At 69.1% G+C, this 24,485-nt stretch carries 28 protein-coding genes and 1 pseudogene; 15 read left to right on the top strand and 14 right to left on the bottom strand.

Features of this window, described 5'->3' with window-relative positions:
• Positions 1-38: 38 nt before the first annotated feature.
• Positions 39-443: a helix-turn-helix domain-containing protein gene (locus tag Aco03nite_RS41950; protein ID WP_203806680.1), complete on the top strand. Its 405-nt coding sequence runs from the start codon at positions 39-41 to the stop codon at positions 441-443.
• Between the two features lie 59 nt (positions 444-502).
• On the opposite strand, the gene Aco03nite_RS41945 is transcribed toward Aco03nite_RS41950, so the two are convergent.
• The gene (locus Aco03nite_RS41945; RefSeq protein ID WP_203806678.1) at positions 503-1,237 is read right to left on the bottom strand and encodes a hypothetical protein; all 735 of its coding nucleotides are present in this window, start codon (positions 1,235-1,237) and stop codon (positions 503-505) included.
• An 82-nt stretch (positions 1,238-1,319) separates the two neighbouring features.
• Between Aco03nite_RS41945 and Aco03nite_RS41940 the strand changes: the two genes are divergently transcribed.
• A complete protein-coding gene (locus Aco03nite_RS41940) occupies positions 1,320-2,564 on the top strand; it encodes a hypothetical protein (protein ID WP_203806676.1) in 1,245 nt (414 codons plus the stop codon).
• 105 nt (positions 2,565-2,669) lie between these two features.
• Here Aco03nite_RS41940 and Aco03nite_RS41935 read toward each other — a convergent pair whose 3' ends face one another.
• On the bottom strand, positions 2,670-3,374 hold the full coding sequence (locus Aco03nite_RS41935; RefSeq protein WP_203806674.1) for a TetR/AcrR family transcriptional regulator: 705 nt from the start codon (positions 3,372-3,374) through the stop codon (positions 2,670-2,672).
• Positions 3,375-3,461: 87 nt separating this feature from the next.
• Here Aco03nite_RS41935 and Aco03nite_RS41930 point away from each other — a divergent pair, with 87 nt between their 5' ends.
• Together Aco03nite_RS41930 and Aco03nite_RS41925 are read left to right on the top strand one after the other, a co-directional pair.
• Positions 3,462-4,316, top strand: coding sequence for an NAD(P)H-binding protein (locus Aco03nite_RS41930; RefSeq protein ID WP_203806672.1), 855 nt, complete (start codon positions 3,462-3,464; stop codon positions 4,314-4,316).
• 70 nt (positions 4,317-4,386) lie between these two features.
• Complete coding sequence (locus Aco03nite_RS41925; protein WP_203806670.1) at positions 4,387-4,710, top strand: hypothetical protein; 324 nt, start codon at positions 4,387-4,389, stop codon at positions 4,708-4,710.
• A 248-nt stretch (positions 4,711-4,958) separates the two neighbouring features.
• Here Aco03nite_RS41925 and Aco03nite_RS41920 read toward each other — a convergent pair whose 3' ends face one another.
• The gene (locus tag Aco03nite_RS41920; protein ID WP_203806668.1) at positions 4,959-5,492 is read right to left on the bottom strand and encodes a helix-turn-helix domain-containing protein; all 534 of its coding nucleotides are present in this window, start codon (positions 5,490-5,492) and stop codon (positions 4,959-4,961) included.
• Between the two features lie 91 nt (positions 5,493-5,583).
• Here Aco03nite_RS41920 and Aco03nite_RS41915 point away from each other — a divergent pair, with 91 nt between their 5' ends.
• The 3 genes and pseudogenes from Aco03nite_RS41915 to Aco03nite_RS55100 all read left to right on the top strand — a co-directional run.
• Complete coding sequence (locus Aco03nite_RS41915; protein ID WP_203806666.1) at positions 5,584-6,504, top strand: alpha/beta hydrolase family protein; 921 nt, start codon at positions 5,584-5,586, stop codon at positions 6,502-6,504.
• Positions 6,501-7,364, top strand: a complete 864-nt coding sequence (locus tag Aco03nite_RS41910; protein WP_203806664.1) for a CPBP family intramembrane glutamic endopeptidase — start codon at positions 6,501-6,503, stop codon at positions 7,362-7,364. Before Aco03nite_RS41915 ends, Aco03nite_RS41910 begins: the two co-directional genes overlap by 4 nt.
• 78 nt (positions 7,365-7,442) lie before the next feature.
• Positions 7,443-7,766, top strand: a pseudogene (locus Aco03nite_RS55100) (ISAzo13 family transposase); the annotation flags it as partial.
• A 13-nt stretch (positions 7,767-7,779) separates the two neighbouring features.
• Here Aco03nite_RS55100 and Aco03nite_RS41905 read toward each other — a convergent pair.
• From Aco03nite_RS41905 to Aco03nite_RS41890, 4 genes are all read right to left on the bottom strand, one after another.
• A complete protein-coding gene (locus Aco03nite_RS41905) occupies positions 7,780-8,571 on the bottom strand; it encodes a DUF8829 domain-containing protein (RefSeq protein WP_203806662.1) in 792 nt (263 codons plus the stop codon).
• 104 nt (positions 8,572-8,675) lie between these two features.
• Positions 8,676-9,710: a S66 peptidase family protein gene (locus Aco03nite_RS41900; RefSeq protein WP_203806660.1), complete on the bottom strand. Its 1,035-nt coding sequence runs from the start codon at positions 9,708-9,710 to the stop codon at positions 8,676-8,678.
• A 178-nt stretch (positions 9,711-9,888) separates the two neighbouring features.
• Positions 9,889-10,077, bottom strand: coding sequence for a hypothetical protein (locus tag Aco03nite_RS41895; protein WP_203806658.1), 189 nt, complete (start codon positions 10,075-10,077; stop codon positions 9,889-9,891).
• A gap of 104 nt (positions 10,078-10,181) precedes the next feature.
• Complete coding sequence (locus Aco03nite_RS41890) at positions 10,182-11,648, bottom strand: MDR family MFS transporter (protein WP_203806656.1); 1,467 nt, start codon at positions 11,646-11,648, stop codon at positions 10,182-10,184.
• Positions 11,649-11,729: 81 nt separating this feature from the next.
• Between Aco03nite_RS41890 and Aco03nite_RS41885 the strand changes: the two genes are divergently transcribed.
• The 4 genes from Aco03nite_RS41885 to Aco03nite_RS41870 all read left to right on the top strand — a co-directional run bounded on the left by Aco03nite_RS41885 (position 11,730) and on the right by Aco03nite_RS41870 (position 14,430).
• Complete coding sequence (locus Aco03nite_RS41885) at positions 11,730-12,311, top strand: TetR family transcriptional regulator (RefSeq protein WP_239145887.1); 582 nt, start codon at positions 11,730-11,732, stop codon at positions 12,309-12,311.
• A gap of 123 nt (positions 12,312-12,434) precedes the next feature.
• Positions 12,435-13,295: an RNA polymerase sigma-70 factor gene (locus Aco03nite_RS41880; RefSeq protein WP_203806652.1), complete on the top strand. Its 861-nt coding sequence runs from the start codon at positions 12,435-12,437 to the stop codon at positions 13,293-13,295.
• Between the two features lie 2 nt (positions 13,296-13,297).
• A complete protein-coding gene (locus Aco03nite_RS41875; protein WP_203806650.1) occupies positions 13,298-13,624 on the top strand; it encodes a sigma-70 family RNA polymerase sigma factor family protein in 327 nt (108 codons plus the stop codon).
• Between the two features lie 62 nt (positions 13,625-13,686).
• Entirely contained in the window at positions 13,687-14,430 is a 744-nt protein-coding gene (locus tag Aco03nite_RS41870) for an SDR family oxidoreductase (protein WP_203806648.1), read from the top strand.
• Between the two features lie 314 nt (positions 14,431-14,744).
• Here Aco03nite_RS41870 and Aco03nite_RS41865 read toward each other — a convergent pair whose 3' ends face one another.
• The 4 genes from Aco03nite_RS41865 to Aco03nite_RS41850 form a co-directional block, all read right to left on the bottom strand.
• Positions 14,745-15,629, bottom strand: a complete 885-nt coding sequence (locus Aco03nite_RS41865) for a TolB family protein (protein WP_203806646.1) — start codon at positions 15,627-15,629, stop codon at positions 14,745-14,747.
• 230 nt (positions 15,630-15,859) lie between these two features.
• A complete protein-coding gene (locus tag Aco03nite_RS41860) occupies positions 15,860-16,750 on the bottom strand; it encodes a sugar phosphate isomerase/epimerase family protein (RefSeq protein ID WP_203806644.1) in 891 nt (296 codons plus the stop codon).
• Positions 16,751-16,880: 130 nt separating this feature from the next.
• On the bottom strand, positions 16,881-17,801 hold the full coding sequence (locus Aco03nite_RS41855; RefSeq protein WP_203806642.1) for a sugar phosphate isomerase/epimerase family protein: 921 nt from the start codon (positions 17,799-17,801) through the stop codon (positions 16,881-16,883).
• The gene (locus Aco03nite_RS41850; RefSeq protein ID WP_203806640.1) at positions 17,801-18,874 is read right to left on the bottom strand and encodes a Gfo/Idh/MocA family protein; all 1,074 of its coding nucleotides are present in this window, start codon (positions 18,872-18,874) and stop codon (positions 17,801-17,803) included. Before Aco03nite_RS41850 ends, Aco03nite_RS41855 begins: the two co-directional genes overlap by 1 nt.
• 115 nt (positions 18,875-18,989) lie before the next feature.
• Here Aco03nite_RS41850 and Aco03nite_RS41845 point away from each other — a divergent pair, with 115 nt between their 5' ends.
• Positions 18,990-20,231 carry an ROK family protein gene (locus Aco03nite_RS41845; protein WP_203806638.1) on the top strand — a complete coding sequence of 414 codons (1,242 nt, stop codon included), beginning with the start codon at positions 18,990-18,992 and terminating at the stop codon, positions 20,229-20,231.
• 49 nt (positions 20,232-20,280) lie between these two features.
• On the opposite strand, the gene Aco03nite_RS41840 is transcribed toward Aco03nite_RS41845, so the two are convergent.
• On the bottom strand, positions 20,281-20,496 hold the full coding sequence (locus Aco03nite_RS41840; RefSeq protein WP_203806636.1) for a DUF397 domain-containing protein: 216 nt from the start codon (positions 20,494-20,496) through the stop codon (positions 20,281-20,283).
• A gap of 19 nt (positions 20,497-20,515) precedes the next feature.
• Positions 20,516-21,352 carry a helix-turn-helix domain-containing protein gene (locus Aco03nite_RS41835; protein ID WP_203806634.1) on the bottom strand — a complete coding sequence of 279 codons (837 nt, stop codon included), beginning with the start codon at positions 21,350-21,352 and terminating at the stop codon, positions 20,516-20,518.
• 264 nt (positions 21,353-21,616) lie between these two features.
• Here Aco03nite_RS41835 and Aco03nite_RS41830 point away from each other — a divergent pair, with 264 nt between their 5' ends.
• A complete protein-coding gene (locus tag Aco03nite_RS41830; RefSeq protein ID WP_203806632.1) occupies positions 21,617-21,841 on the top strand; it encodes a hypothetical protein in 225 nt (74 codons plus the stop codon).
• A 41-nt stretch (positions 21,842-21,882) separates the two neighbouring features.
• Here the strand turns inward: Aco03nite_RS41830 and Aco03nite_RS41825 are convergent, their stop codons facing one another.
• Positions 21,883-22,491, bottom strand: coding sequence for a DUF5753 domain-containing protein (locus Aco03nite_RS41825; protein WP_203806630.1), 609 nt, complete (start codon positions 22,489-22,491; stop codon positions 21,883-21,885).
• A 192-nt stretch (positions 22,492-22,683) separates the two neighbouring features.
• On the opposite strand from Aco03nite_RS41825, the gene Aco03nite_RS41820 reads away from it, so the two are divergent.
• Both Aco03nite_RS41820 and Aco03nite_RS41815 read left to right on the top strand, forming a co-directional pair.
• Positions 22,684-23,250, top strand: a complete 567-nt coding sequence (locus Aco03nite_RS41820) for a TetR family transcriptional regulator (protein WP_203806628.1) — start codon at positions 22,684-22,686, stop codon at positions 23,248-23,250.
• Entirely contained in the window at positions 23,247-24,281 is a 1,035-nt protein-coding gene (locus tag Aco03nite_RS41815; protein WP_203806625.1) for an LLM class flavin-dependent oxidoreductase, read from the top strand. Before Aco03nite_RS41820 ends, Aco03nite_RS41815 begins: the two co-directional genes overlap by 4 nt.
• The last annotated feature ends 204 nt before the right edge of the window (positions 24,282-24,485 follow it).

Raw genomic sequence — 24,485 nt, 5'->3', positions numbered from 1 at the left:
TAGTTTGTGGCAAGATTTGTTCTGTGAAGATAGTCGAGTTGGGGGCGCTGCTGCGCCACAGGAGGACGGCCGCCGGTCGCACCATCGCGTCGGTCGCCGCGGAGGCCGGGCTGTCGGTGCCCTACATCGCGAACCTGGAGAACGGGCGGGGCAACCCGACGCTGTCCGCGGTGAGCAGCCTCGCCTCCGCCCTGGGTGCGCGCCTGACGGTGAGCTTGACCGACAATGATGACGGTGATCCGCTGCCGGAGTCGCTGGTGGGCTTCGCCCGGGGTGCCCGTTTTCAGACCGAGGTCACCAGGCTGGGCGTCGACCGTGCGGCGCTGCTGGCCGCGATGGCCGCCACGGGCTCACTGGCCGGCCGCCCGCTGACCGATCTCGACTGGCATCGCATCCTCGACACCATCACCTTGATCAACCTGCTTCCGCACGACGAGCCGTGACACTGTCCCGCTCCTTCCGGCCCGCTTTTCCGGGTGGTGATCGTCTCCTTGGCGTTGTCTCAGTTCTTCCGGGTGGTGATCGTTTTCTCGGTGCTGTTCCAGTTCTTCAGAGCGGCGACTGCCTCCTCGCGGGAGAGCGCGCCGCGTTCGAGCCGGAGATTCTGCAGGTGGCGGACAGCCACGCCGACCTGCTGCCCGGCCGGGATGCCGAGGATCCGCATCACCTCCCGGCCGTCGAGCGGCACCTCGACGCCGATCAGCCGGGTGTACCTCGCGCGTTCGGCCGCCTCGCGCGCGGCGGCCTCGATCCGCGCCTGCTCCGCCGCGTGCCAGTCGTCCCAGGTGGCGAACTCGCGGGCCGCCTCGGCACACTTCCGCCAGCAGTGGTGATCGCCTTCGGCGCCGAAACCCACTTCGACGAACAGATCGTGGTACGCCGAGCGATCCGCCCGTGGTTCGAGCACCACCCCGAGGCGGGCGAGCACGGCGTTGATCGGCCACTCGTCCCGGCGGTCATCGGGGAACTCGGTGGCGTACAACGGCCCCCAGATCCGTTCCCCGTCCCGCCACAGTGACGCATTCTGATCACCGTCCCCGCCGTGGAAGCTCGCCTCCACATGCGCGATCGTCCCCGGGTAGGACGGAAGGTCGCCGTCGAGCGTCCCGGGGTGGGGCGGGAGGTCGCCGTCGAGCAGAACCATCCCCATCCGCTGCCGCAGCGGAACGACGTCGTCGGTGGACACCCGCCGCAGAAGGTCGAACGACCCGATGGCCGCGTTCAGCAGATAGGACATCCGGCCATGGTGCCACGCCGCCGAACGGTCAGATCTGTGCAGCTCGATGGACTTCCTTGCATGCCCCGCCAATACTCGACGTATGGACGTGAATGCGGGGGGTTACTACGCGCAGAGGCCGGCAGACGTCGTCGTCGAGTTGAGTGCGGCCGAGGCCGCCGGAGGCACCGCGAAGACGATCAACGCGCCGCCGGACGGCACTGCCGTCCTGATCTATTTTCCGCCCGGATCCCGGGACGGCATGGTGCAGAACGTCGAACTGCCCTGGGTCGATCCGGCCACCGGCACACCCACCACCCGGACGGTGTCGGTCGGGGTGCGGGTCGTCACCGCTGCCGCCGCGCCGTCGGCCGGCTCCCGCAACTCCCGTGTGAAGATCATCGCCGTCGCCGCGGGTGTCATCCTGGTCGGCGGCATCTGCCTGGTGCCCACCCTGTTCAAGGACAGCGACGCCTCGACCGGCAGCCGCACCGCCGTGGGCGGCACCACCACCACGGGCGCGACCCCGTCGGCATCGCCGACCGTCGCTGCCGTTCCGCTGCTGGATCCGCAGTCGTTCCAGTCCACACTCAACGAGGCGAACGGCAAACTCACCGCCGGTCTCGCCGCGCTGCGGAAGGCCACCACACCACGCGCTGTGGGCACGGCCGCCGACGATCTCGTCGAGACGGCCCGTCTGCAGGCGTCCTACCTGTCGTCGCTCGCGGTGCCGGCCGAGGCCACCGCCGCGCACAGTGACCTGGTGTCCGCGCTGTACGCCCTGGAGGACGCGGCGAACTCGGTCTCCGGTTCGGCGAGCAGCCGCAGTGTCTGCGCCGGCAGTTCGGCGGTCGCCGCGCTCAGCCGTGCCGAAGCCTCGGCCGATCTGCGGACCGCGGTCAAGGCGCTCGGTTCCGGCTACAAGTTCGGTTCGTTCCTGCCCGCGGTCACGAAGGACACCAACCGCCGCAAGGGCAACGGCAGCTACCTGTCCCGGACGACCGGGGGCAGCGGCCAGCTCAAGACCGACAACGGCAACGCCGAGGACACCGTGATCAAGCTGGTGAAGTCGGGCGCCAAGAAGCCGGCCGTGGCGATCTACGTCCGCGCGAAGAAGAAGGTGACCACCGGCCGGATCAAGGACGGCACCTACCAGATCTACCTGGCGTCCGGAAACGACTGGGACGGCAAACGCTTCACCAGAAACTGCGAGTTCAGCAAGTTCGACTCCAGCTTCAAGTTCACCACGACGTCCCGCCAGTACACGGTCTGGAGCATCAGCCTGGCAGCCCGCCTGGGCGGCAACGCCACCTCCTCCGACGTAGACCCCGACTCCTTCCCGGACTGAGACGCCCGGGCCGCCCCGCTCGCATCGTGATTCGAATCCGGCGGTGCGAGCGGTCGGCCCGCCGGTCACTGATGGCCGGTGGTCAACTGCCATTGCTGCGGTACGTCAAGAGCTCCGCTCGCCGAACGCCGCCATCGACCGGCTGAGCCACTCGGCCATCAGCGCGCGTTCCGCATCGGTGAGCCCGGGCAGAGCGGGCAGCACGGTCGCGAACGTGACCGCGACGGCCCCGGCATCGTTCGCCGGGGTCACCGGAGCATCGGTCAGGATGCTCGCGGCGATCGCGTCGTACATCTGGTCGGCCAGCCCCGGATCCCGCTGCTCAGGCGGTATGCCGAGCAGAGTGCGCACCGCTCCGGACCCGGCCGCGTGGATCATCGCGACGGCCCGGTTCTCGTCGACACACAACAGTCCGGCGGCAGCGAGCCGGTGCACTTTCGCCCGCAGCACGTCGACTCCGGCGGCGGTGGCGGGGGAGCGCTCGGCTCGTGCCGGGCTGGTCATCAACTCGTACAGCCAAGGGTTGGTCAGTCCGAATTCGATCTGGGCCTGCCACCCCGCCCGCAGATCCGCCACCGGATCGGGATCGGGCCCCGCGGTGCTCTTGGCCGCCACGTAGGCAGCCATCACATGCTCGGCAACCGCATCGAGCAGCCCGTCCTTGTCGGTGAACAGCCGATAGATGGTCGGCGCCTGCACCCGAGCGGCCTGAGCGACGGCCCTGGTGGTGACGGCGCGGGCCCCCTGCTCACGCAGAATCTCAGCGGCCGCGCTGACGATACGCGCCCGGGTGTCTTCGGCAAGCTCCATGTATCGATGATAACAGTCTCTTGTTATCCCCGGAAAAATCAGTGCTAACGTCGTGGTGTTAGCAACGAAATCACCAGGGGAGCCCTCATGATCGTCATCACCGGAGCCACCGGCCAACTCGGCTCACGCATCGTCGACCAGGTCCTGCAGCGGATGGCCGCCACCGAACTCGGCGTCAGCGTCACCGACGTCACCAAGGCGGCAGACCTCGAAGCCCGCGGTGTCCGGGTCCGCCGGGGCGACTTCACCGACCCGGCAACCCTCACGCACGCTTTCGAAGGCGCCGACCAGGTACTCGTGATCAGCGCCGCGATCCGGGGCGCCGGCGCGGTGGACGCCAACCTGGCCGCGATCGACGCCGCCGTGGCAGCCGGAGCCCGCCGAATCCTCTACACCAGCCACCAGGGCGCCGCGAAGGACTCCCTGTTCCCGCCGATGATCACCCACGCCCGAACCGAGCAACACCTGGCCGCAACCGGCGTTCCGTGGCTGGCCCTACGCAACGGCTTCTATTCCAGCACCCTCACCTACTACCTGGACCAGGCCCTGACCAGCGGCATCCTGGCCGTCCCCGCAGACGCCCCCGTCTCCTGGACCGGCCACGACGACCTCGCCACCGCAGCCGCCACCCTGCTGACCACCAGTTCCGCCTTCTCCGGTCCCACCCCACCCCTGACCGCGTCCTCGACCCTCGACTTCGCTGCGGTCGCCGCGATCGCGAGCGAGATCACCGGCCGGGAGATCCGGCACGTGGTCACGGACGACGAGGAATGGGTGGCGTCGGCGGTAGAGCGCGGACTTCCGCGTATCGCCGCCGAGTTCACCCTGGGCATGTTCCGCGCCGCCCGGCGTGGCGAGTTCGCGGCCACCGACCCCACTTTGGAGAAGCTGACCGGCCACTCGTCGGAAACGGTCCGCACGATGTTGGAGCGCACTCTCTGAATCATCGCTGTTCCCGTACGTCCTCTCAGGTGACGGGCCACCCCGGCCCACTGCACCCCGGGAGATGACGATGACCACTGCAACGACCACCGGGTCGTTCCGCCGCAACCTGGGGATCGGGGCGATCGGTCAGCTGGCGATCTTCCTGATCCTGACCGTCGTGCTGCTGGCGGCCAGCCGTTTCGGCGACGAAGGCACCGGCACAGCAGTGGCCCTGAGCTTCCTCCCCGCGTTGTTCCTGGTAGCGCTGCTCTACCTGGTGATCCTGATCGTGGTGGCGGTCGTCCCGTCCTGGCGCTCCCGAGCCGGCTCACCCGGCGGCCTGCTCCTCGGCTGGGTGCTGGGCGCCCTGCTGGTAGTAGCCCTGATCACCCTGATCATCGTTTTGGTCTGACCCTCGCAAGGCTGTCGCCGGGGCCCGAGCCGGCGGGGCCGCCGTCACCGAATTCGGCTGCCGAAGCCGATTCGGCGGCGACCCCGCCGGCTCACTTCAGCACGTGTCTCTTCCACACGAACCAATAGATCGTTCCGACAGCACGCAGCACGAAGGCGAGAACCCGAGCGACAAAATCATTCACATGGGCCTAACTCCTCAGCCGCGCCGGGGTGACGCTCCATCGTCCAGCTCGGGGCCGGCCCCGGTCACGTCTTCGGCTCGTCGGGGACGACGACGAGGCTGACGATGCGGCGAATCCGGCTGCCGTCCTGGGTGTTGCCGGCCCGTGAGACGACCGCGTGTTCGATCTCGGCGACCATCGTGGCGAACTCCTCGTCGGTCAGCCGCACCGCGGCCTGCCGGTAGACCACGCCGTCCCGCTGCGGGTCGGCGTCGTCGTGGGTGAGGTAGCGGTCGAAGTCGCTCATCAGGGATGCCGCGAACGTGGTGAACGCCTGCCGGTGATCCTCGCGGGTCATCGCCGCCCTGGCCGCCGGATCGATTCTGCCCTGCTCCTGGCTCACCCGGTAGCTGCGTTCCACAGTGCCGCGGACCCGCCTCTCGTCCACCACCTCCAGGACGCCCGCGGTGACCAGAACTGCGATGTGGCGGTACATCGTGGCCGGTGCGATGTCGGGCAGGCGTTCACGCAGCCGGCTCGTGGTCATCGGGTCGGTACCGAACAGCGCTTGCAGGATGCGCATCCGGACCGGATGCAGCAGGACGTCCGCGCTTGCCATGACGTCATCCTCCCACATACGATAATGCTATCAATTATGATAACGTTCTCAAAAGTGAGAGTGGCCAGGACGAATGGGTGAGAGGCGGGTCATGCCGGAAGTCGAGATGACGGCCGAGGCGCACGACGGACTGCTCCTGGCCGGCACACTGACGCGGCCCGGCGGGCCCGGCCCGCACCCGGCCGTCCTGCTGTTGCACGGCTCCGGCCCGCTGGACCGCGACGGCAACACCCGCCGGCAGCGGCTGGATCTCGGCCCGTCACTCGCCGCCGTGCTCGCGCGGCACGGCATCGCGACGTTGCGGTACGACCGGCGCGGTGTCGGCGCCACACCCGGAGACTGGCGATCGACCGGCTTCATCGACACGCGCCGCGACGCCGCCGCCGCGCTACGGGCCCTCGCGGCCCGGCCCGACATCCAGGCCGGCGCCATCGGTGTCGTCGGGCACAGCGAGGGCGCCGTCCATGCCATGGCGCTCGGAGCGCAGTCCCCGGATGCGAGTCCGGCGGTCGCGGCGGTGGTGCTGCTGGCCGGATTCGCCCGTACCGGTGAGGAGGCGCTGCGCCACCAAGCGGACATGATCGCCGACAGCCTGCCCCCGCTCGTACGAAAGCCGCTGTTGTCGCTGTTCACTCGGTATCTCGCCCGGGTCCAAGCGACCAGCTCCGACGTCGCCCGCGTCGCCGGCATGCCGGTCAACGCCCGCTGGATGCGCGAACTGCTCACCCACGATCCACGGCCGGACCTGGCGAACATCCGGGTTCCCGTCCTGGCCGTCACCGGCGGCAAGGATCTCCAGGTCGACCCCACGGACCTGGACGCCATCCACCGCCTCGTCCCGGGCCGAGCAGAGATCCACCGCGTCGGCGACCTGACCCACCTGCTGCGCCGCGACCCCGGACCCGCCTCGTTACGCACCTACTCCCGGCAACTGCGCCGGCCGGTCGACCCCGAGCTGCTCACCCGGATCACCACATGGCTGCACACCTCCTTGAAAGGACCAACCCCTTGACCACCCCTTCTCCGGTACGCCGACGTAGCGGCCTCGCGCTGTTCTGGGCCGTCACGTTCACCACCACCCTGGCGTGCTGGCTCACCGCGATCGCCATCGGCGGCGAGCCGACGAGCTTCCCCACCGCCATCCCGTACCTGCTCGGCGGCTTCGGCCCGGTATTCGGTGCCATCGCGGTCCGGATCCGGCGGGCCCACCGCCGCGAACCCGTACCGGACCACACCGTGCGGCTACGGCAGGGCGGACGGCTGCTGCTGGCGCTGCCGCTGCTCGTCCTGGCGGTGGCGACCGTGGCGGGTGCCGCACTGCTCGCGGCGGCCCTCGGTGGTCCCGCGGTGGACCTGACCGGCGGCCGCGACCTCGTCGCCACAGCCGGGGGACCGGTGCCGTTCCTGATCAGCATGCTCATCGCCGGGCCCATCGCCGAAGAACCAGGATGGCGCGGTACGGCCTACCCACGGCTGCGCGCCACGATGAACCGTCTCCAGACGGGTCTGGTGCTCGGCGCCGCCTGGGCGGTCTGGCACCTGCCGCTGTTCTTCATCACCGGCACCGTGCAGAACGAACTCGGTCTGTTCAGCTGGAGCGGCCTGCTGTTCACCCTCAGCGTCTTCCCCATGGCCCTGCTGACCGGCTACGCGTACGAGTCGGCCGGCGTCATCGCGTCGATCGCGGTCCACTTCGGCGTCAACACCACCATGGCCCTGCTGACCGTCAAGTCACCCGCGACCCAGGCAGCCGTACTCATGATCCAGATCGTCGTGGCCGCCCTGCTCCTGGCTTCCCAGCGCGGCCGTCCCGCGACCGGCCGGCCTGCTCATGGGAACCATCCGGACCGCAAGCTGGGCGGTGTGCGCTGACCGGTCGGATCGCGTGGATCGGCTCCGGCTCCGCAACTCCCGAACACTCGGGTACAGCGATCGGGCCGGGGCCGACCGCGTCGACAACACGCCCTCGCCGCAGGCAAGAAACCACAACTCCCGCGATCCGGACGCCCGCTCCAACTCGGTTTCCCCGACCGGGTCCTGGCCACCGTCCTGAACCGACGACTGCAACCACTCCCTGACGTCCTCGCCGTGCTGTTCCACTCCCACCCCGGCACCATCCGCCGAGCCGTCACCGCGATCCGGCAGATCCTGCAGATCCTGCACCGACACGGCACCGCCATCACCCCAGCTGCGCTACCACCAGCAGCGACAGCATTTCTCAGCACCGCAACCAACCGGCACCACGAAATGACAGAGATCAAAGCCGCGAGTTGAAAACCCGCGCTGCTCAAGCGCGGCCATAGACAGTCCCGAACTCAGGTGGCAACAGGTCACCGGTGGTGGCATCGGTGCAGAAGGCGTTGAACAGCTCCGCCTCCGGGATCTCGGTGGCGTCGTGATGGCCCAGACGCCAGCCGAGAACCCGGGTCTGAGGCACAGCCCCGTCCAGAACGACCCCGGTCGGGAGCCGGACGATCAGCCCACCCCCGTTGGCCACCCCGGCGGTGACAGCGGCGAACAGCACGTCGAACGGCCGGTTGACCCGAAGCTCGGTCCGGGCCTGCTCCCACGGGAACACCACGGTCGTGACCTCGTCGCCGGGTGCGCTGACCGTCACGGTGACACTGCCCGAGCCGGGTGGCGCCGTCAGCATCAGATCCGTCAGCTCGTCGACGACCTTGCCGGCCGCCGAGACGGCCGCGTCGACATCCGAACCGACGGCGTCGAGAAGGCTTGCGCTCACCAGCAGGTCGCGGACCGACCCCTCCCACTCCTTCGCCATGCCGGTCTCGCTGCACCACACCGCATACGCCGACCGGGAGGCCCCGCTGTCCGGTGGCAACCCGTCTGCCTCGCAGAAGTCCAGATAGTCGTCGTGGTCGAACCGGCCCAGATGCAGCAGCCCGCCGGCCCGGCGACTCTTCTCGACCGCGCCGTCGTGGGAGTCCAGATACTCCTCGTGCTGGTCGGGCGACCACACGAACGACGCATAACTCTCGCTGAGCAGTCGGAAGGTCGCCTCGTCCGCGATCATCAGGGTCACCCGCTGCAGGGAGCGCTGTCTGTCTCTGCTCGCCATGTCTCCGAGTCCTCCCGTCACCGCCGTTGGTCGGTCCAGCGTAGACAGATCCGCGGGGCGGGCCGGGCGTTGTCCACAGCGGGAAGTTATCCACAGGCCCGGATCTAAACGACGACTCCCGGCTGTACCGTCAGCGTCCCGGTCGCCGTGTCGATGGTGGCCCGGGTTCCGAGGGGCACAGTGAGTTGACCGTTACCGTGACCGATCCGCAGACCACCCAGCACCGGGACGCCCAAGTCTCCGAGCCGGTCCTGCACCGCCTGGGCGGCCGTCCACTGCCCGCTCGTCACCGGAGCGTTGGTGAACTGGCCGATCGCCACCCCCGCGATCTTCCGCAGCGCGCCGGCCCGGATCAGATGGGTCAACATCCGGTCATAGCTGTACGGCGCCTCATCGGTGTCCTCGAAGACCAGGATCGCGCCCCGCAGATCCGGCAGATCCTTCGTGTCGATGCTGGTCTGCAGCATGGTCAGGTTGCCGCCGAGCAGGGTGCCGGTCGCCGTGCCGGGGGCCGAGACCGCGGCGCTGGGCTCGGCCGGATCGCTGGTCAGTGTGATCGGCTCGTCGGTCATGATCGCCTTGCGGAGCGACTCGATCTCCACGGGCCCGGTGCGCGAGTCGGTCCAGTTCACCATCGGGCCGTAAAAGGTGACCAACCGCGCAGCGTTCCACACTCGCCCGCTGAGCACGGTCAGGTCGCTGAAACCGACGAAGACCCGCGGATCCCGGCGAACCGCCGCCAGGTCCAGCCCGTCGATGATCCGCTGGGTGCCGTAACCGCCGCGGGCCGCGAAGACGCCCTTGATGCCGGGGTCGCGGAAGGCCGCGTTGAGGTCGGCGAGCCGGTCGGCGTCGGTGCCGGCGAAGTATCCGAAGCGGTCGTAGAGGTGGGCGCCCGGCTCGACGACCAGCCCGAAACTCTCCAGGATCTGGATGCCGCGGGCCAGCCGGGTGTCCGGCACGCCGGCCGGGGCGACGACCCGGACCCGGTCGCCGGGCTTCAGAGCGGGTGGTCGCACCACCTTCCGGGCCTGAGCTTCAGCAGGTGTCGCGGACAAGGCGGCTCCCGTTCCGGCGGCGGTGACGGAGGTGGCTGCGGTCGCTGCGGTGGTGATCAACGTGCGACGAGAGATCCTCATGTCCGGCACGTTGCCGCCAACCTGCCGAACAGTCAAGACCGTCAATGCCGCCCACCTCTCGCTCAGACCCCTGGGAACCAGGCCACCCAGATCTCCGGGAGGAAGATCGCTCAGACCCCCGGGAATCAGGCCACCCGGATCTCCCGGAGTCGGATCACCCAGGTCCCGGGCGTCGGGCTCACCCTTCGTCGGCGCTCCGGAAGTCGGGCTCGTTGACGTCCCACGACCAGGAGCCGTCCTCGTGCTGGCGGCCCACCTCGATGGTCATCGAGCCATCGGGCCACCTGGTCGACATCAGGGTCAGCTCGCCCACCCGCAGTGTGCGGTGCGACGTGGCCAGGTCGTTACGGACGTCCAGAAGCTTCATGCGAACGAGTCTGCCCGAGGGGTGTGACAAGAACCGCGCCCCCCGCTCACAAGGAACGGAAGGCGCGGCCGAGAACAGGTGATGCGGGAGGTGTGATCGAACTGTCAGTGCATCGGGGCGTGGCCTTCGGGAAGCGGCTCGGTCCGGCGTACCAGCAGGGAAAGAGCGACCGCGACCAACGAGATCACCCCGCCCCAGACGAACGCCGCCTGGATGCCCGAGGTGGTGGCCGCGATCTCGGTGGCGCCGCGGGCGCCTTCGGACGCGATCGTCTGGGACAGCACCGTGATGAACAGCGCCGTCCCCGCCGCACCGGCGAGCTGCTGCAGGGTGCCGATGATGGCGCTGCCGTGACCGTAGAGGTTCATCGGCAGGGTGCTCAGCGCCGACGTCATCAGCGGGGTGATCAGGGTGGCCAGACCACTGGTCAGCAGCATGTGGAAGACAACGACGAGAGGGAGCGGAGTGCCGGCGTCAACCATGGAGAGCAGCCACAACGCGGCGCTGACCGCGACGGTGCCGGGCGTGACCAGCGGCCGGGGGCCGTACCGGTCGAACAGCCGCCCGATGATCGGGGACAGCACACCCATCGCCACGCCACCGGGCAGGACCAGCAGGCCGGCCTGGAGGGTGCCGACGCCGTGCACGTTCTGCAGGTAGATCGGCAGCAGGATCAGGGCCCCGAACAGGCCGACAAATCCGGTGACCAGAACAAGGAGGCTGACCGTGAACGATCGGTGCGCGAACACCCGCAGGTCCATCAGCGGACCCCTGCCGGACTGCAGCGCGCGCTGCCGCCACACGAACAGGGCGAGGGCGGCGACACCGGCGACGACCGGGATCCACGGGGCGACCGGCGCGTGCCCGGCGGATTCCCCCACGCTGGACAGGCCGTAGATGAGGCCGCCGAAACCGATCGCCGACAGCAGCAGCGACAGCACGTCCAGGTGGGCCTTCTTGGGCGTGGTGATGTTGCGGACCTTCACGCTGCCGATGATCAGGGTGGCCAGGGCGATCGGCAGGACCACGAGGAACAGCCAGCGCCAGCTCAGGCGGGACAGCACCAGGCCGGAGACGGTCGGGCCGATCGCCGGGGCGACCGAGATGACGATCGAGATGACGCCCATGATCCGGCCGCGTGAGCTGGCCGGGACCAGGGTCATCGCGGTGGTCATGACCAGCGGCATCATCACGCCGGTGCCGGCGGCCTGCACGATCCGGCCGAGCAGCAGCAGTTCGAAACCGGGGGCGACGGCGGCGATGGCCGTGCCGAGGCTGAACAGGCCCATCGCGGCGATGAAGATCTGCCGGAGGCTGAAGCGTTCCATGATGAAGCCGGTCGCCGGGATGACGACGGCCATCACCAGCAGGAAGCCGGTGGTCAGCCACTGCGCGGTGGCAGCGGAGATGTTCAGGTCCGCCATCAGCCGGGGCAGTGCCAGCGACATGACCGTCTCGTTGAAGATCACGACGAAGGCGGAGAACACCAGCAGGCCGATGAGGCTGCGGTCGGCACCGCTCAATCGTGCCGGAGCGGTGTACGGCTCGATTTTTTCAGGTGTGGTGGTCAACGTGAGACTCCCCGTTATTGATTGGCAGCACCCACCCTAGTGGCAGTGACTGCCATGTTGGCAAGCGGTAGCATGTTGCCCGTGACTGACACCACCGATCTGCGGGAGCGGCGCCGCCTGGCCACCCGGGCCGACATCGAGACCGCCGCGCTCGACCTGTTCACCCGTCAGGGGTCGGATCGCACCACCGTCGACGAGATCGCCGCGGCCGCCGGGGTGTCCCCACGCACGTTCTTCCGCTACTTCCCGACGAAGGAGGACGCGGCACTCGGCACCAACCGCGCGTTCGACACGGCCATTGCGACCCGGGTCCGCGGCCCGGTCACCCTGCCGGAGATCGTCGACGCGGTCGCGGCGACCCTGGGCGAGTTCGACGGCGCCCCGATCGACCGGCTGCTGCAGGTCCGCTGCCTGCTCAACCACGACGACAACCTGCGCCGCGCCGCGCTGCGGATGGAGGCCGAGCGGTGCTGGGAGGTGCACGGCGACCTGCGCACCCGGGTGATGAACGAGACGGTCAACGTCGCGATGCGCGCCGCCCTCGACGAGTGGGCCACCCACCGGGCCGCCGGGGAGGACGCCGACCTGGTCGAGATCTTCCGAGAGGTGTGCGCGATCCAGAGCCGGATGTTCGACGGCTTCCTGATGAAGAGAGCTTCCTGAAGGAGCCGGCGAAGGGGAGAGGCCGGCAAAGGGAAAGGAGAGAACAAGCCAGGAGTAGAGACCGCGCACCCCTCGTCTCTGTGACAATCGACCGGTTGGAACAGTTGCCGGAAACCGTCCAGGATGGTCGGCGTGACCGAGGATCTGGCGGTATTCGAGCAGGTCCGGGGGCGGTTGTTCGGCATCGCCTACCGGATGTTGGCCAGCGCGAGCGAGGCCGAGGACCTGGTGCAGGAGACGTGGCTGCGCTGGCAGGCCGCCGACCGCGCCGAGGTGCGTAACCCGGGCGCGTTCCTGGCGACCACCACGACCCGGCTGGCGATCAACGCGCTGCAGTCGGCCCCGGCGCGCCGCGAGACCTACATCGGGCCGTGGCTGCCGGAGCCGATCGACACCAGCGCCGACCCCTACCTGGGGGCCGAGCGCGGGGAGGCGCTGCAGTTCGCGGTGCTGCTGCTGATGGAGAAGCTCACCCCCAACGAGCGGGCGGCGTACGTGTTACGCGAGGCCTTCGACTACTCCTACGCCGAGATCGCCGCGATCCTGAGGTCGACCGAACCGGCGGTCCGTCAACTGGTCAGCCGGGCGCGTAAACACATCGACGGCCGCCGCAAGGCCACCGTCGACGCGGACGCGCAGCGGGCTCTGCTGGCGAGCTTCATCGCCGCCGCCCGCTCCGGCGACATGACGGCTCTGGAGCAGTTGTTCACCCCGGACGTCACCAGCATGTCCGACGGCAACGGCGCCCACCAGGTGGCCCGCCGACCGATCGTCGGCCCGGTGCGGGTCGCGCGGTTCTTCGCCACCATCGCGTCCTGGTTCTGGGAGGGTGTCGACGTCGCCCTGGTCACCACGAACGGCGAGACGTCCGCGGTGCTCAGCAAGAACGGCGCCACCTACAGCGTGATCACGGTTCTCGGCACCGCGCAGGGCATCGAGACGATCCTCTGGCAGGTCAACCCCGACAAGATCAACAGCTTCTAGCGGTGGTACGCCTATTCGCGGCCGCCTGCGCCCGGGGCGACGTCGCGGCGGCCGAGGCGCTGCTGCTCCCGACGGCGGCCGCGGTCTGTGACGGCTTCCCGATCCCGGTCGGTTTCGGGCCCGGCGAGGTGGCCCGGCTGGCGATCTTCCTGCTCTCCGGCCAGCCGGACTCCACCCTGACCGTGGAACAGGTCAACGGCACGCCCGGTCTGGTGCTGCGCCGGGGCGGCCGGGTCGTCACGATAGCCGCCGTGACCTGCGCCGACGACCGGATCGCGGCCCTGTGGTTCGTACTGGCGCAGGAGAAGTTGAAGTTCTGGAACGCGTAGCTGTCACAGATCGAGGGGCCGTCCTGTCTTGATTGGTGAAGCAGATACGAGGAGGCAACACCATGAAGGTAGTGGTCATCGGCGGCACCGGCCTGATCGGTTCGAAGCTCGTCGCCCGGCTCGGCGAGCACGGCCACGAGGCGGTCGCCGCCTCACCCGGCACCGGCGTCGACACGCTCACCGGCCAAGGCCTGGCCGAGGCGCTCACCGGCGCGGACGTGGTCGTCGACGTCTCCAACTCGCCGTCGTTCGCCGACGACGCGGTGCTGAAGTTCTTCGAGACGTCCACCCGCAACATCCTGCAGGCCGCGACGGCCGCCGGGGTGGGGCACTACGTGGCGCTGTCGGTGGTCGGCACCGACCGGCTGCAGCAGAGCGGCTATTTCCGGGCCAAGGCCGCCCAGGAGAAACTGATCGCCGCGGGTGGCATCCCGTGGTCGATCGTGCACGCCACCCAGTTCTTCGAGTTCGCGAAGGCGATGGTCGACGCCGCCACCGACGGCGACAAGGTCGGCTTCGCCCCGGTCCTGTTCCAGCCGATCGCCGGCGACGACGTGGCCAAGACGGTCGGCCGCACCGCGGTCGGCGCCCCGCAGAACGGGATCGTCGAGGTGGCCGGCCCGGAGCAGTTCCGGATGGACGAGTTCTTCCGCACCGGTCTGGCCCGGATCGGCGACCCCCGAGAGGTGCTGACCGACCCGTCAGCGAAGTATTTCGGCGCCGACCTGACCGAGCGCACCCTCGTCCCCGCCGACGGCGCTCTCCTCGGCGAGACCACCTACGCGGCGTTCAAAGCCGCCGCCTGACCGCCATGCCGGTCCTGCCGGGCTGCGGCCCCGGCAGGACCGACGCGGGCGCAGGGCGCGGGCGCAGGGCGCGGGCGCAGGGCGCGGGCGCAGGGCGCGGGCGCAGGGCGCGGGCGCGGGGCACCGGCTCGGGCGCGAGGCTCGGGCGCGGGGCATCGGCGCGGGCGCGAGGCGCGGGCTCGGGCATCGGCCTGGCCTGGTCGTCGGCGATCATCACGTTGATCGAGAGCCGCCCGTCAGCGCGTCGGGGTCGAGGAGTGCCCGGCCGGCGGCAGCCGCTTCCGGTTCACCATTCCGAGAAGGGTGACCGCGGTTCACCATTCCGAGAGGGCGTCCGCTGGGGTGAGGTAGTCGACGTAGGCGAAGTGGCGGCCGTCGGGGGACCAGCTGTTGACGTTGATGGTGCCCTGGCCGCCGGTCAGGAAGACGGCGGGCTGGGCTGACTTCCACTCGCCGTCGGTCACCAGGCGTAACTCGACGGGCAGGTCCGCCGGGTGGCCTTCGGTGCCGGGCGGGTAGCTCAGGTACACCGCGTGGTCTCCCACCGGGGACGGGTGCGGGAACCAGTTCACCCGGTCGTCGAAGGTCAGTTGTTCCATTCCGCCGCCGTTCGGGCGGATCCGCGCGATCTGCGCCTCACCGGAGAACCGTTCGGTGTTGAAATAGATCCACGTGCCGTCGGCGGAGTATTCCGGGCCGTCGTCGGGGCCGTCTCCGGTGGTCAGCGGGGTGCTTTTCCCGCCGTCCGCGCCGATGGTCCACAGGGTGCCGCTGTCCCACTGCTCGTTGACGATGCCGACATAGGCCAGCGTCGACCCGTCGGGGCTGATGCCGTGCAGGAAGTGCATGCGGTCGTCGGTGGTGATGCGGGTTACCGGGCCGCCGCTGAGACGCCCGCGATAAAGGTGGCCGTCGTTGGCGGACAGGTAGATCGACGACGAATCCGGTGCGAGCACGTGGTCGTTGTTGAGTTCCGGCAGCCCGATGAACGGGACGGCCCGGGGCGGGGACGATCCGTCGGCGGCCATCGTCCAGAGCAGGCCGTCGCCGTTGAGGACGAGCTGCCCGTCGCGGGTCCAGTTCGGCGCCTCGAACAGGACGGCGCTGCTGGTGTGCACGACGGTCGAGGTGCGTTCCACGATGTCGTACGTCGATACCCGGCACTGTTGCCCGTCGGCGAGTTTCCGTGCATACGCCACGCCAGCGCCTCCTGAGAAGTCGGGAGTGCATCCGCCCCGGAATCGGAGCGGATGCACCAGCAAAGCAGGTCAGTCGAGTTCGGGGAAGTGCCGGCGAACCCGATCGACGACGTTACGGGCCTGCTCCCACGGATCGCCGAGGATTCCCTCCCATTCCACCCCGAAAGGCCCCGCATATCCTGATTCCCGAACGATGCTCAGCGCCCGAATGAGGTCCAGCAGCGGCGGCGCTATCGCCGCAAGCCGTAGAACGGCTGGGCGGTGATCCAGCCGAACGACGCCCGGGTGCTCTCCACCGGGGTCGGCAGGTGCGGCACGTCGACTTCGAGGATCGTCCAGCCGGACCAGTCCTCGGGCAGCGCGGCGAACACGGCGGCGAAGTCGATCGAGCCACGGCCCGGTTCGGTCCACACGTGGTGCCCACCGGTGGCGACCATGTAGTCGGCGCCGGTCGACAGGGCCTTCTCCCGGCCGTTCAGGTTCACGTCTTTGACGTGCAGGGCGATCACCCGGTCGGCGTAGTCGGCGATCACCTTCTCCGGGGTGGCGCCGGCCCAGCGCAGGTGGCCGGTGTCCGGGCCGAAACCGAGCACGCTGCCTCGGGTGCGGTCCAGGACGGCCCGGGTCTCCGACTCGGTCTCGACGAGGGAGCCGACGTGCGGGTGCAGGCCGTACCGTACGCCCAGTTGAGCGGCCGCCTCCGCCGCGGCCGCCATGCCGTCCGCGATGATCGCACTGATTCGCGGGTCCTCCCCGGCACCGACCGCGGGGGTGGCGATGCGCTGCGGGATCAGGTCGTCGGCGATGAACGCGGTGTCGACACCCAGTTCCAGGTGCGCCTCGGCGTGCCGGCGGATCCCGTCGATCGCCGCCTCATGCTGCGCCGGGTCGTGGAACGCGGCGGAGAAGTAGCCCGGCGCGAAACCGATGCCCGCCTGGTCGAACAGCGCCCGGTACTCGGCGGTGCCCATCTCGGCCGGGATCTCGATGGTCATCGACCGGAAGCCGACGGCGTGCGCGTCCCGCAGGGCGGTCCGGATCACGTCGGCGTTCAGGTGGTAGCCCATGTCGCCGAGAATCCACGGCAGCGGGTTGAGTCCGAATCTGTCAATGGTTGCCATGGTGCTGCTTCCTGGCTCAGAACGGTGATCGGCTCAGAACGGTGATCGGCCCAAAACGGTGATCGGCCCAAAACGGTGATCGGTCCGGAACGGTGATCGGTCCGGAACGGTGATCGGTCCGGAATGACGGTCAGGCGACGATCAGGGGGCGCAGGGTGCGGTGGGCGATCTCCAGGCCGGTCTCGACCTTGGCCTCGGTGCCGCCCCAGAGCGGGTCCTCGTGCTCAACGCTGAGGACACCGGCGAAACCGCCCTCGTAGAGCGCGTCGACGACCCGGACCCAGTCGACCTGGCCCAGGCCGGGCACCCGGTAGCGCCACCAGCCGGTGTCCCACGGGTCGTCGCGGACGACGGCCTTGCCCGGCCAGCCGTAGTGGTCGCGCTTGTCCGGGAAGACCTGGATGTCCTTGGCCTGGGCGTGCGCGATCTTGTCGACGTACGGCTGGAGGGCCTTGACCGGGTCGATGCCCATCCACACCAGGTGCGAGGGGTCGTAGTTGAGGTAGAGACCGATACTGAACATCCACTCCCAGAGCTCGGGGGAGTAGGCGAGGTTGCCGGGGTACCCGTCCGGGTGCCAGCCCTCCATCACACAGTTCTCGATCACGATCTTGACGCCGAGTTCACCGGCCCGGTCCACGATCGGCGCGAAGACCTTCTCGGCGATCACCAGATTCTCGCGTACGGACAACGAGGGATCCCGCCCCACGAACGTCCCCACCGTCGGTGTCCCCAGCAGTGCCGCCGCTTCGACGAGCCGCAGCAGATGCCCGTTGACCGCCGTACGCTCAGCGGTGTCGGGGTGAAGGTTGTTGTCGTAGAAGGCCAGCGACGACAGCGTGATCCCGGCCGTGTCGAACTGCTCGCGGACGGCGTCCGCCTTCGCCGGTGTCAGCGTCTCCACGTCGATGTGGGTGGCGGTGAACGGCCGGTCCCCGAGATCGGGCCAGGCCGCGACTTCGAGGGCTTCGTACCCGTGCGCGCCGGCCCAGCCGAGGATGTCGGTGAGCGACCGGTCGGGCAGGCAGGCGGTCAGAAAGCCGAGTTTCATCAGGGGACCTCCACCCAGTTGCTGGTTTTCGCGGCGTCCAGGACCGCGTTGGTGATGGTGGCGGCGCGCAGGCCGTCGGTGAATGTGGGCAGGCCGTCGACGGACTCGCCGCGGATCGCGCGGTACACGTCGCCGGTGAATGCGGTGAAGCAGTCCTGGTAGCCCATCGGGTGGCCGACCGGGATCGGGTTGTACGGGGCCGCGTCCGGGTGCGACGCCTCGGCGCCGCGGGGAATCACCTGGTTACCGGCCCGGGCACCGATCCACAGCGCGTCGGGGTTCTCCTGGTCGAACTGTACCGAGGAGGTCTCGCCCTCGACGGAGAACCAGAGACGGTTCTTGCGGCCGGGAGACACCTGGCTGATCACCGCGGATCCGATGACGCCGGCGTCGGTCTCGAACATCAGGGTGCCGCCGTCCTCGGTCAGCACCGGGCCACCGGGGCGGTCGATGGTGAACAGGCGGGCGGACAGCCGGGTGATGCGCTGGCCGGTGACGAATTCGATCAGGTCGCACCAGTGCACGCCGATGTCGCCGAACGCGCGGGACGCCCCGCTGGTGGCCGGGTCGACACGCCAGTTGGTGTCCTCCGGGCGGGACAGCCAGTCCTGCAGGTACGTGCCGTGGATCAGGCGTATCGCGCCGGTCTCGCCGCTGGTGATCCTGGCCTTGGCGTCACGGACCGTCCCGTAGAACCGGTAGACGAACGGCACGGCGGCGACCAGCCCGGCGGCGTCCGCCTGGTTCTTCAGAAGAAGAGAGGAGGTCGGGTCCATTGCGAGGGGCTTCTCACAGATCACGTGTTTGCCGGCGGTGAGTGCGGCGGCGGCGATCTCGGCGTGCAGGTGGTTGGGGGTGCAGACGTGGATGACGTCGACCGCCGGGTCGTCGAGCAGGTCGTGCCAGTCGGCGGTGCCCCGGTCGGCGGCCAGGCGCTCGGCCGTGGTCCCGGCGGTGGTGCTGTCGTTGGTGGCCACGGCGACCACGTCACCGCCGGCGGCGCGGACCGCGCGGGCGTGGATCGTGCCGATCATGCCGGCGCCGACGATCGCGGAACCTAGTCGTCGTTTCATGGCGCTCCCAGATGTGTTTCGCGGGGGTTAAGTGCCGGTGCGCAAAACTTTAGTTCCAAAAATCCAAAAGTCAATGCTCTGAGAACTCAGGATCGGAGCAGGGGAGAATGTCAAGGTGCCCAGCGACCTGCCCGACGTCTCCGCCCTGCTCGATCTGCGCGTCACCGCGCTCTCCGTGGTCCTTGACCTGGTCCGCAGTGGACGGGCCGCCACCCGCCCGGAGATAGAGCGCCACACCGGGCTCGGCCGCAAACTGATCGCCCAGCGCGTCGACGAACTCCTTGCCGCCGGCCTGCTCTCCGAGGGCTCCTTCGGCCCCTCCACCGGCGGCCGCGCCCCACGGCAGCTCCAGTTCGTCGCCGATGCCGGGCACCTGCTCGTCGCGCACTACGGCGCCACCCGGATGGGCGTCGGCCTGGCCGACCTCACCGGCCGGGTCCTCGACCTGGTCGACCGCGAGCACCCGGTCGCCGACGGCCCCGAACCCGCGCTGGAAGCGGCCTTCGACATCTGGGACAAGCTGCTGCGCCGCCGCACCGGGGAACGCCCCCTCTGGGCCGCCGGCATCGGCGTGCCCGGCCCGGTCGAGTTCTCCACCGCCCGGCTCGTCTCGCCGCCGATCATGCCCGGCTGGCACGGCTTCGGGATCCGGGAGAAGATCCAGCAGCGGTACGGGGTACCGGTCTGGGTCGACAACGACGTCAACGCGATGGCCCTGGGTGAACTACGGGCCGGCGAGGCACAGGGCGCCGGCGACTTCCTCTACGTGAAGATCGGCTCGGGCATCGGGGCCGGCCTGGTGTCCCGGGGCGCCCTGCACCGCGGCGCCCAGGGTGTCGCCGGCGACGTCGGGCACACCGCCACCCGCGAGCCGTGGGGTGTCACCTGCCGCTGCGGCAAGACCGACTGTCTGGAGGCCGTCGCCGGTGGGGCGGCCCTGGTCACCGAGGCCGCCGCCGCGGCCGCCCGGGGCGACAGTGCAGTCCTGGCCGAGCGCGGAAAGCTGACCGTCGAGGACCTGCGCTACGCCGCCGAGCGTGGCGACCGGATCACCATCGAACTGCTCAGCCGCTCCGGCCGCCTGGTCGGCGAGATGCTCGCCAGTGTCGTCAACCTCTTCAACCCGTCCCTGATCATCATCGGCGGGCACGTGGCCGAGGCCGGCGACAGCGTGCTGGCCGCCGTCCGCCAGGCGATCTACGAACAGTCGCTGCCGCTGGCCACCCGCGACCTGCGCATCGTCCGCTCGATGCGCAGCGACATGGTCGGCGTCACCGGTTCGGCCTTCACCGCGATCGACGAGCTGTTCCGCCCGTCCTACCTGGGCGGCTGGATCGACCACGGCTCCCCGGCGTGACGAACGGGCGGCAACCGTCGCCGGTCGCCGCCCGTTCCGCCTGTCTCACTCAGCCCAGGAGATCGTCGAACTCGCCCTTCTTCGCTCCGTCCAGGAAGGCCGCGAATTCGGGCTGCGTGTAAAGAATGATCTCGCCGTCCGGGCGCTTGGAGTTCCGGAAGGCGATCAGGTCGTCGCTTTTCGCGATCTCCACACAGTTACCGCCTCCGCTGCGTGTGGCGATGCGCCAGTGCAGCGAGTTACGGTCGATCTTCGGTTCGGTCATGGTCTGGTCCTTGGCTTTTCTAGGTTAGGGCGCGGATTCGTTCATCGATCAAATTCAGCGATTCTTCCGGGGTGAGCGCGGCGGCGGTCAATGCGGTGAAAGCCTGCCGGACACGCCCGACCACGCGCGGGTCGTCCTCGAACAATTGCCCCAGCTGTCCCTCGCTGTGGACCACCGGCGGCATCAACTCCTCGGCGAAGTTCATGATCGAGAACGGTCCGTTGGTCCCGTCGTTGATCCCGGCCGAGAACGGGAGGACCTGAACGGTCACATTGGGGAGGGCTGCGGCCTTCCTCAGATGGATCAGCTGATCCCGCAGAATCCGCCGGGTTCCGACGCTCCGGTGCAGAACGGATTCGTCGATGACCGGATGGAAGATCAGCGGGTTCTCCCCGGTGAGGATCCGCCCACGCTGGATCCGTGACTCCAGCGTCTCGGTCAGCTGCTCGGCCGACAGATGCGACCGCAGGAGCTGGATCACCTCGGAGGCGTATTCCCGGGTCTGGAGCAGGCCGGGCGCGATCCAGCTCTCGAAAGTGTCGATCGAGAGTGCCGCGGTCTCCAGGTCCAGATAGGTAGCGGTCGGTTCCTCCAGATCGAACCGTTGCCACCAGCCCGGCTGGGAACCCTCGCGGGCGAGCTGGACGAGTCGTTCCGTCGTCGGCGCGTCCAGGCCGTAGAAGCTGCAGAGGGCGCGGACGTTGGCGGCGCCGGAACGCGGTGACGTCCGGGACGCGGTCTCCAGGCGGCTGATGACCGCGGGGGACAGGCCCACATCCTTGGCGACCTGGGCGGCGGTGAGCCCCTTGGCCTCGCGAAACCCTTTCAGGAGCGCGCCGAGCTCACGGTTGCGCACCGTCGGGCTGCTCCGCCTGGCCACTCTGCCACCTCCTGCTGACGCACCCCGATCCTACGTCCAGCAGTGCTGTCAACGGGTGCGGCTGGCAAAACGTAGTCTGCCAACCCTCGTTTTGGCAATTGCCAACTAGACGTGTTGACACTCAGACTGTCCGTAAGGGTGAACGAGCCCTCAATGCGATGGGCACCCCCGGCTGCAACCGGAGGCGCCCATGAATCGCTTGTCCCCCAACCGGTCACACGGAAAGAAAGGACGAAGCTCGTGGAAAGTGTAGTCGTCGCGCTGTCCACAGAACAGCCGCCAGGTCACGGTGCCTCAACCGTTATGATCCTCGGCGCCGCGATCCTGATCATTCTGGCGCTCCGGTCGCTCGCCCGTTCGTTGCGACCATTCGCCGAAGTGCTCAGGGCCGCGGCGGCCATGGGAATGACTGTTCTGTTCGCCGTCGGCGCCCTGATTCTCCTGGTCGTCTCGCAAGTGCGCTGACCATCCTCCCGCGGCGGCGATGACGCCGCCGCGGAAGTCCGTCATCCGCCGTGGGAATCGATCGGCACGGCGAGATCCATCAGTGATCCGAACCGGTCCGCGAACTGTCGTACCGCCTCCGGCCCGGTCCGGATCACGTCGCCTTTCGGATCCTCCAGATAGACCAGGCCCTCCGGTTCCGGATCGTCGAATTCCAGGACGACGAGCGGGCCCTTGATGCCCTCGTGCAGGCCGGCCCGCAACGGCACGATCCGCACGTCCACCCGGGGGTGGCGGGCCGCGTCCCGGAGCCGGTCGATCTGTTCCCGCATGATCGCCGGGCCGGGGCCGGACGCCCCCGCCCAGCGGTGCAGCGCCGATTCGTCGATCAGGAAACGCATCGACGGGCCGTCGGTGGAGTCCAGCAGGGACTGCCGGGCCAGGCGGGCGGCCACGTGCTGGTCCAGGACCTCCGGCGGGGCGAAGAAACCCAGGACGATCTCCGCGTACGCCCGGGTCTGCAGTAGGCCGGGGATGACCATCGGTTCGAAGGTGTCGATGCGGCAGGCGCGTTTCTCGAACTCCACCAGGAGACGGGTCTCGGGGCTGAGCGGGTCGCCGGGATCGAGGGTGATGCCGAGACGCTGCCACAGAGCGGGACGGGGGTCCATCAGACCAACTCCTTCTGGGTATCCGAAGCTGGGGTCGTTGTCCTCGCCGTTGAGTCCGGAAAGGGGAGTGCCAGGTGGCTCTATGCTACCTGGCAGATTGACCGAGCGCTGCTCAGCGCATTGATCGGATTCATTCCCGGATATCGCCGGGGGCTATCGTGCACTCAGTGCACGATGAGTTAGGGTGGCGACGTGCGACAGCGAAGCCCACAGACGTGGCGCCTGATCCGTGACTCGGCGGTCGGGCTGATGGCCGATCGGGGCTTCGACGCGGTGTCCGTCGACGACATCACCGCCGCCGCCGGCATCTCGCGGCGCACCTACTTCAACTACTTCGCCGCCAAGGAGTCGGTGCTGTTCGACCCGGACCCGGACGATCCGCGGCTCTGGGCCGAGCTCACCGCCGCCCGGCCCGCCGGCGAGCCCCTCTGGACCGCCCTGCACCAGCTGATCCTGGCCTACACCGCGGCTGCCGGTGCGGAGATCGTCAGGCAGTGCCGGGTCATCGCCGCCAGCCCGTCGCTCGCGGTCTGCTCCCGCGAGACGTGCGACAGGTTCTGGGACTGCGCCCGCGCCTGGGCCGCCGGCCGGGACACCGCCGCCACCGATCTGCAGCTCGACCTGCTGATCAACACGGCCCGGGCCGCCTTCAGCACGGTCTCCGCCCGCTGGGACGTCGACACCGGCATCCCCGGCCTGCACGCGCTCATCGACGAGGCGTTCACCCTCGTGATCTCTCCCGAATGGAAAAAGCTATGACCCGCGTACCGCTCTCCGTTCTGGAACTGGCCGTCGTCCGCGAGGGCCACACCAGCGGCGACGCCCTGCACGGCGCGATCGGCACCGCCAGGGCCGCCGACGAGCTGGGCTACTCCCGGTTCTGGGTGGCCGAGCACCACAACACCCCGGCCGTCGCGTCCACCGCGCCCGCGGTGCTGATGGCCGCCGCCGCTGCCAACACGACCCGGATCAAGGTCGGCTCGGGCGGCGTGATGCTGCCCAACCACATGCCGTTCGTGGTCGCCGAACAGTTCGCGATCCTCGAAGCGCTCTACCCCGGCCGGGTCGACCTGGGCATCGGGCGGGCGCCCGGCACCGACCAGGTGACCGCGGCGGCTCTGCGCGGGGTCTCGCCCTACCTGACCGTGGAGCAGTTCCCCGAGCACCTGCGGATGCTGATGGGCCTGCTCGGCGACGACCGGCAGGCCACCCGCGCCGGGCGGTTGAAGGCCACGCCCGCCCCGGCGACGTACCCGGAGATCTGGATCCTGGGGTCCTCGACCTATGGCGCGCAGATGGCGGCGGCGCTCGGGCTGCCGTTCTGCTACGCCTACCACTTCCCGACCGCGTCCGGCCTGGAGGAGGCCCTGGACCTGTACCGGACCGGGTTCCAGCCGTCGCCGCGTTTCCCGCGGCCGCACGTGATGGTCAGCGCGTCGGTGATCGCCGCCGAGACCGCGGAGCAGGCACAGTTCCAGGCCGGCCCGTCCCGGGTGATGATGCTGAACCTGCGCACCGGCGGTTTCCAGCCGATGATCTCCCCGGAAGCGGCCGCCGCCCGGTCGTTCTCGGACCTGGACCGGCAGATGATGGAGGCGCTGTCCGGAGCCCAGTACGTCGGCACCGCCGACGAGGTGGTGGCGAGCCTGGACGCCCTGGTGAAGCACACCGAGGCCGACGAGCTGATCCTGGCCGGCATGCTCTACGACCCGGCCACCCAGCAGGACTCCCTGGCCCGCATCGCTTCCGCGTGGGGCCTCTCGCCGGAATCCGTGACTCACGGCGGGTGAGAATGGCATTACCGAGTGATAGTCTTCGATTCACGCGGGCCGTCGAGGTTCGACACGGGGGAAATATCGTGGGCGTTCACTTGAAATTCATTTGATTGATTGTACGCATTTACCAGCGCCTATTGTACGTGTTCGATGTGACCCCTTCTTGTCATCGGTCCCGCAATCCTGGATCCCGTTCGGGATCGGAAGAATCGACTGAGG

It is taken from the genome of Actinoplanes couchii, from assembly GCF_016862075.1.
In the GTDB taxonomy this organism is placed as follows: Bacteria; Actinomycetota; Actinomycetes; order Mycobacteriales; family Micromonosporaceae; genus Actinoplanes; species Actinoplanes couchii.
This window is presented reverse-complemented; position numbering and strand designations above follow the sequence as displayed.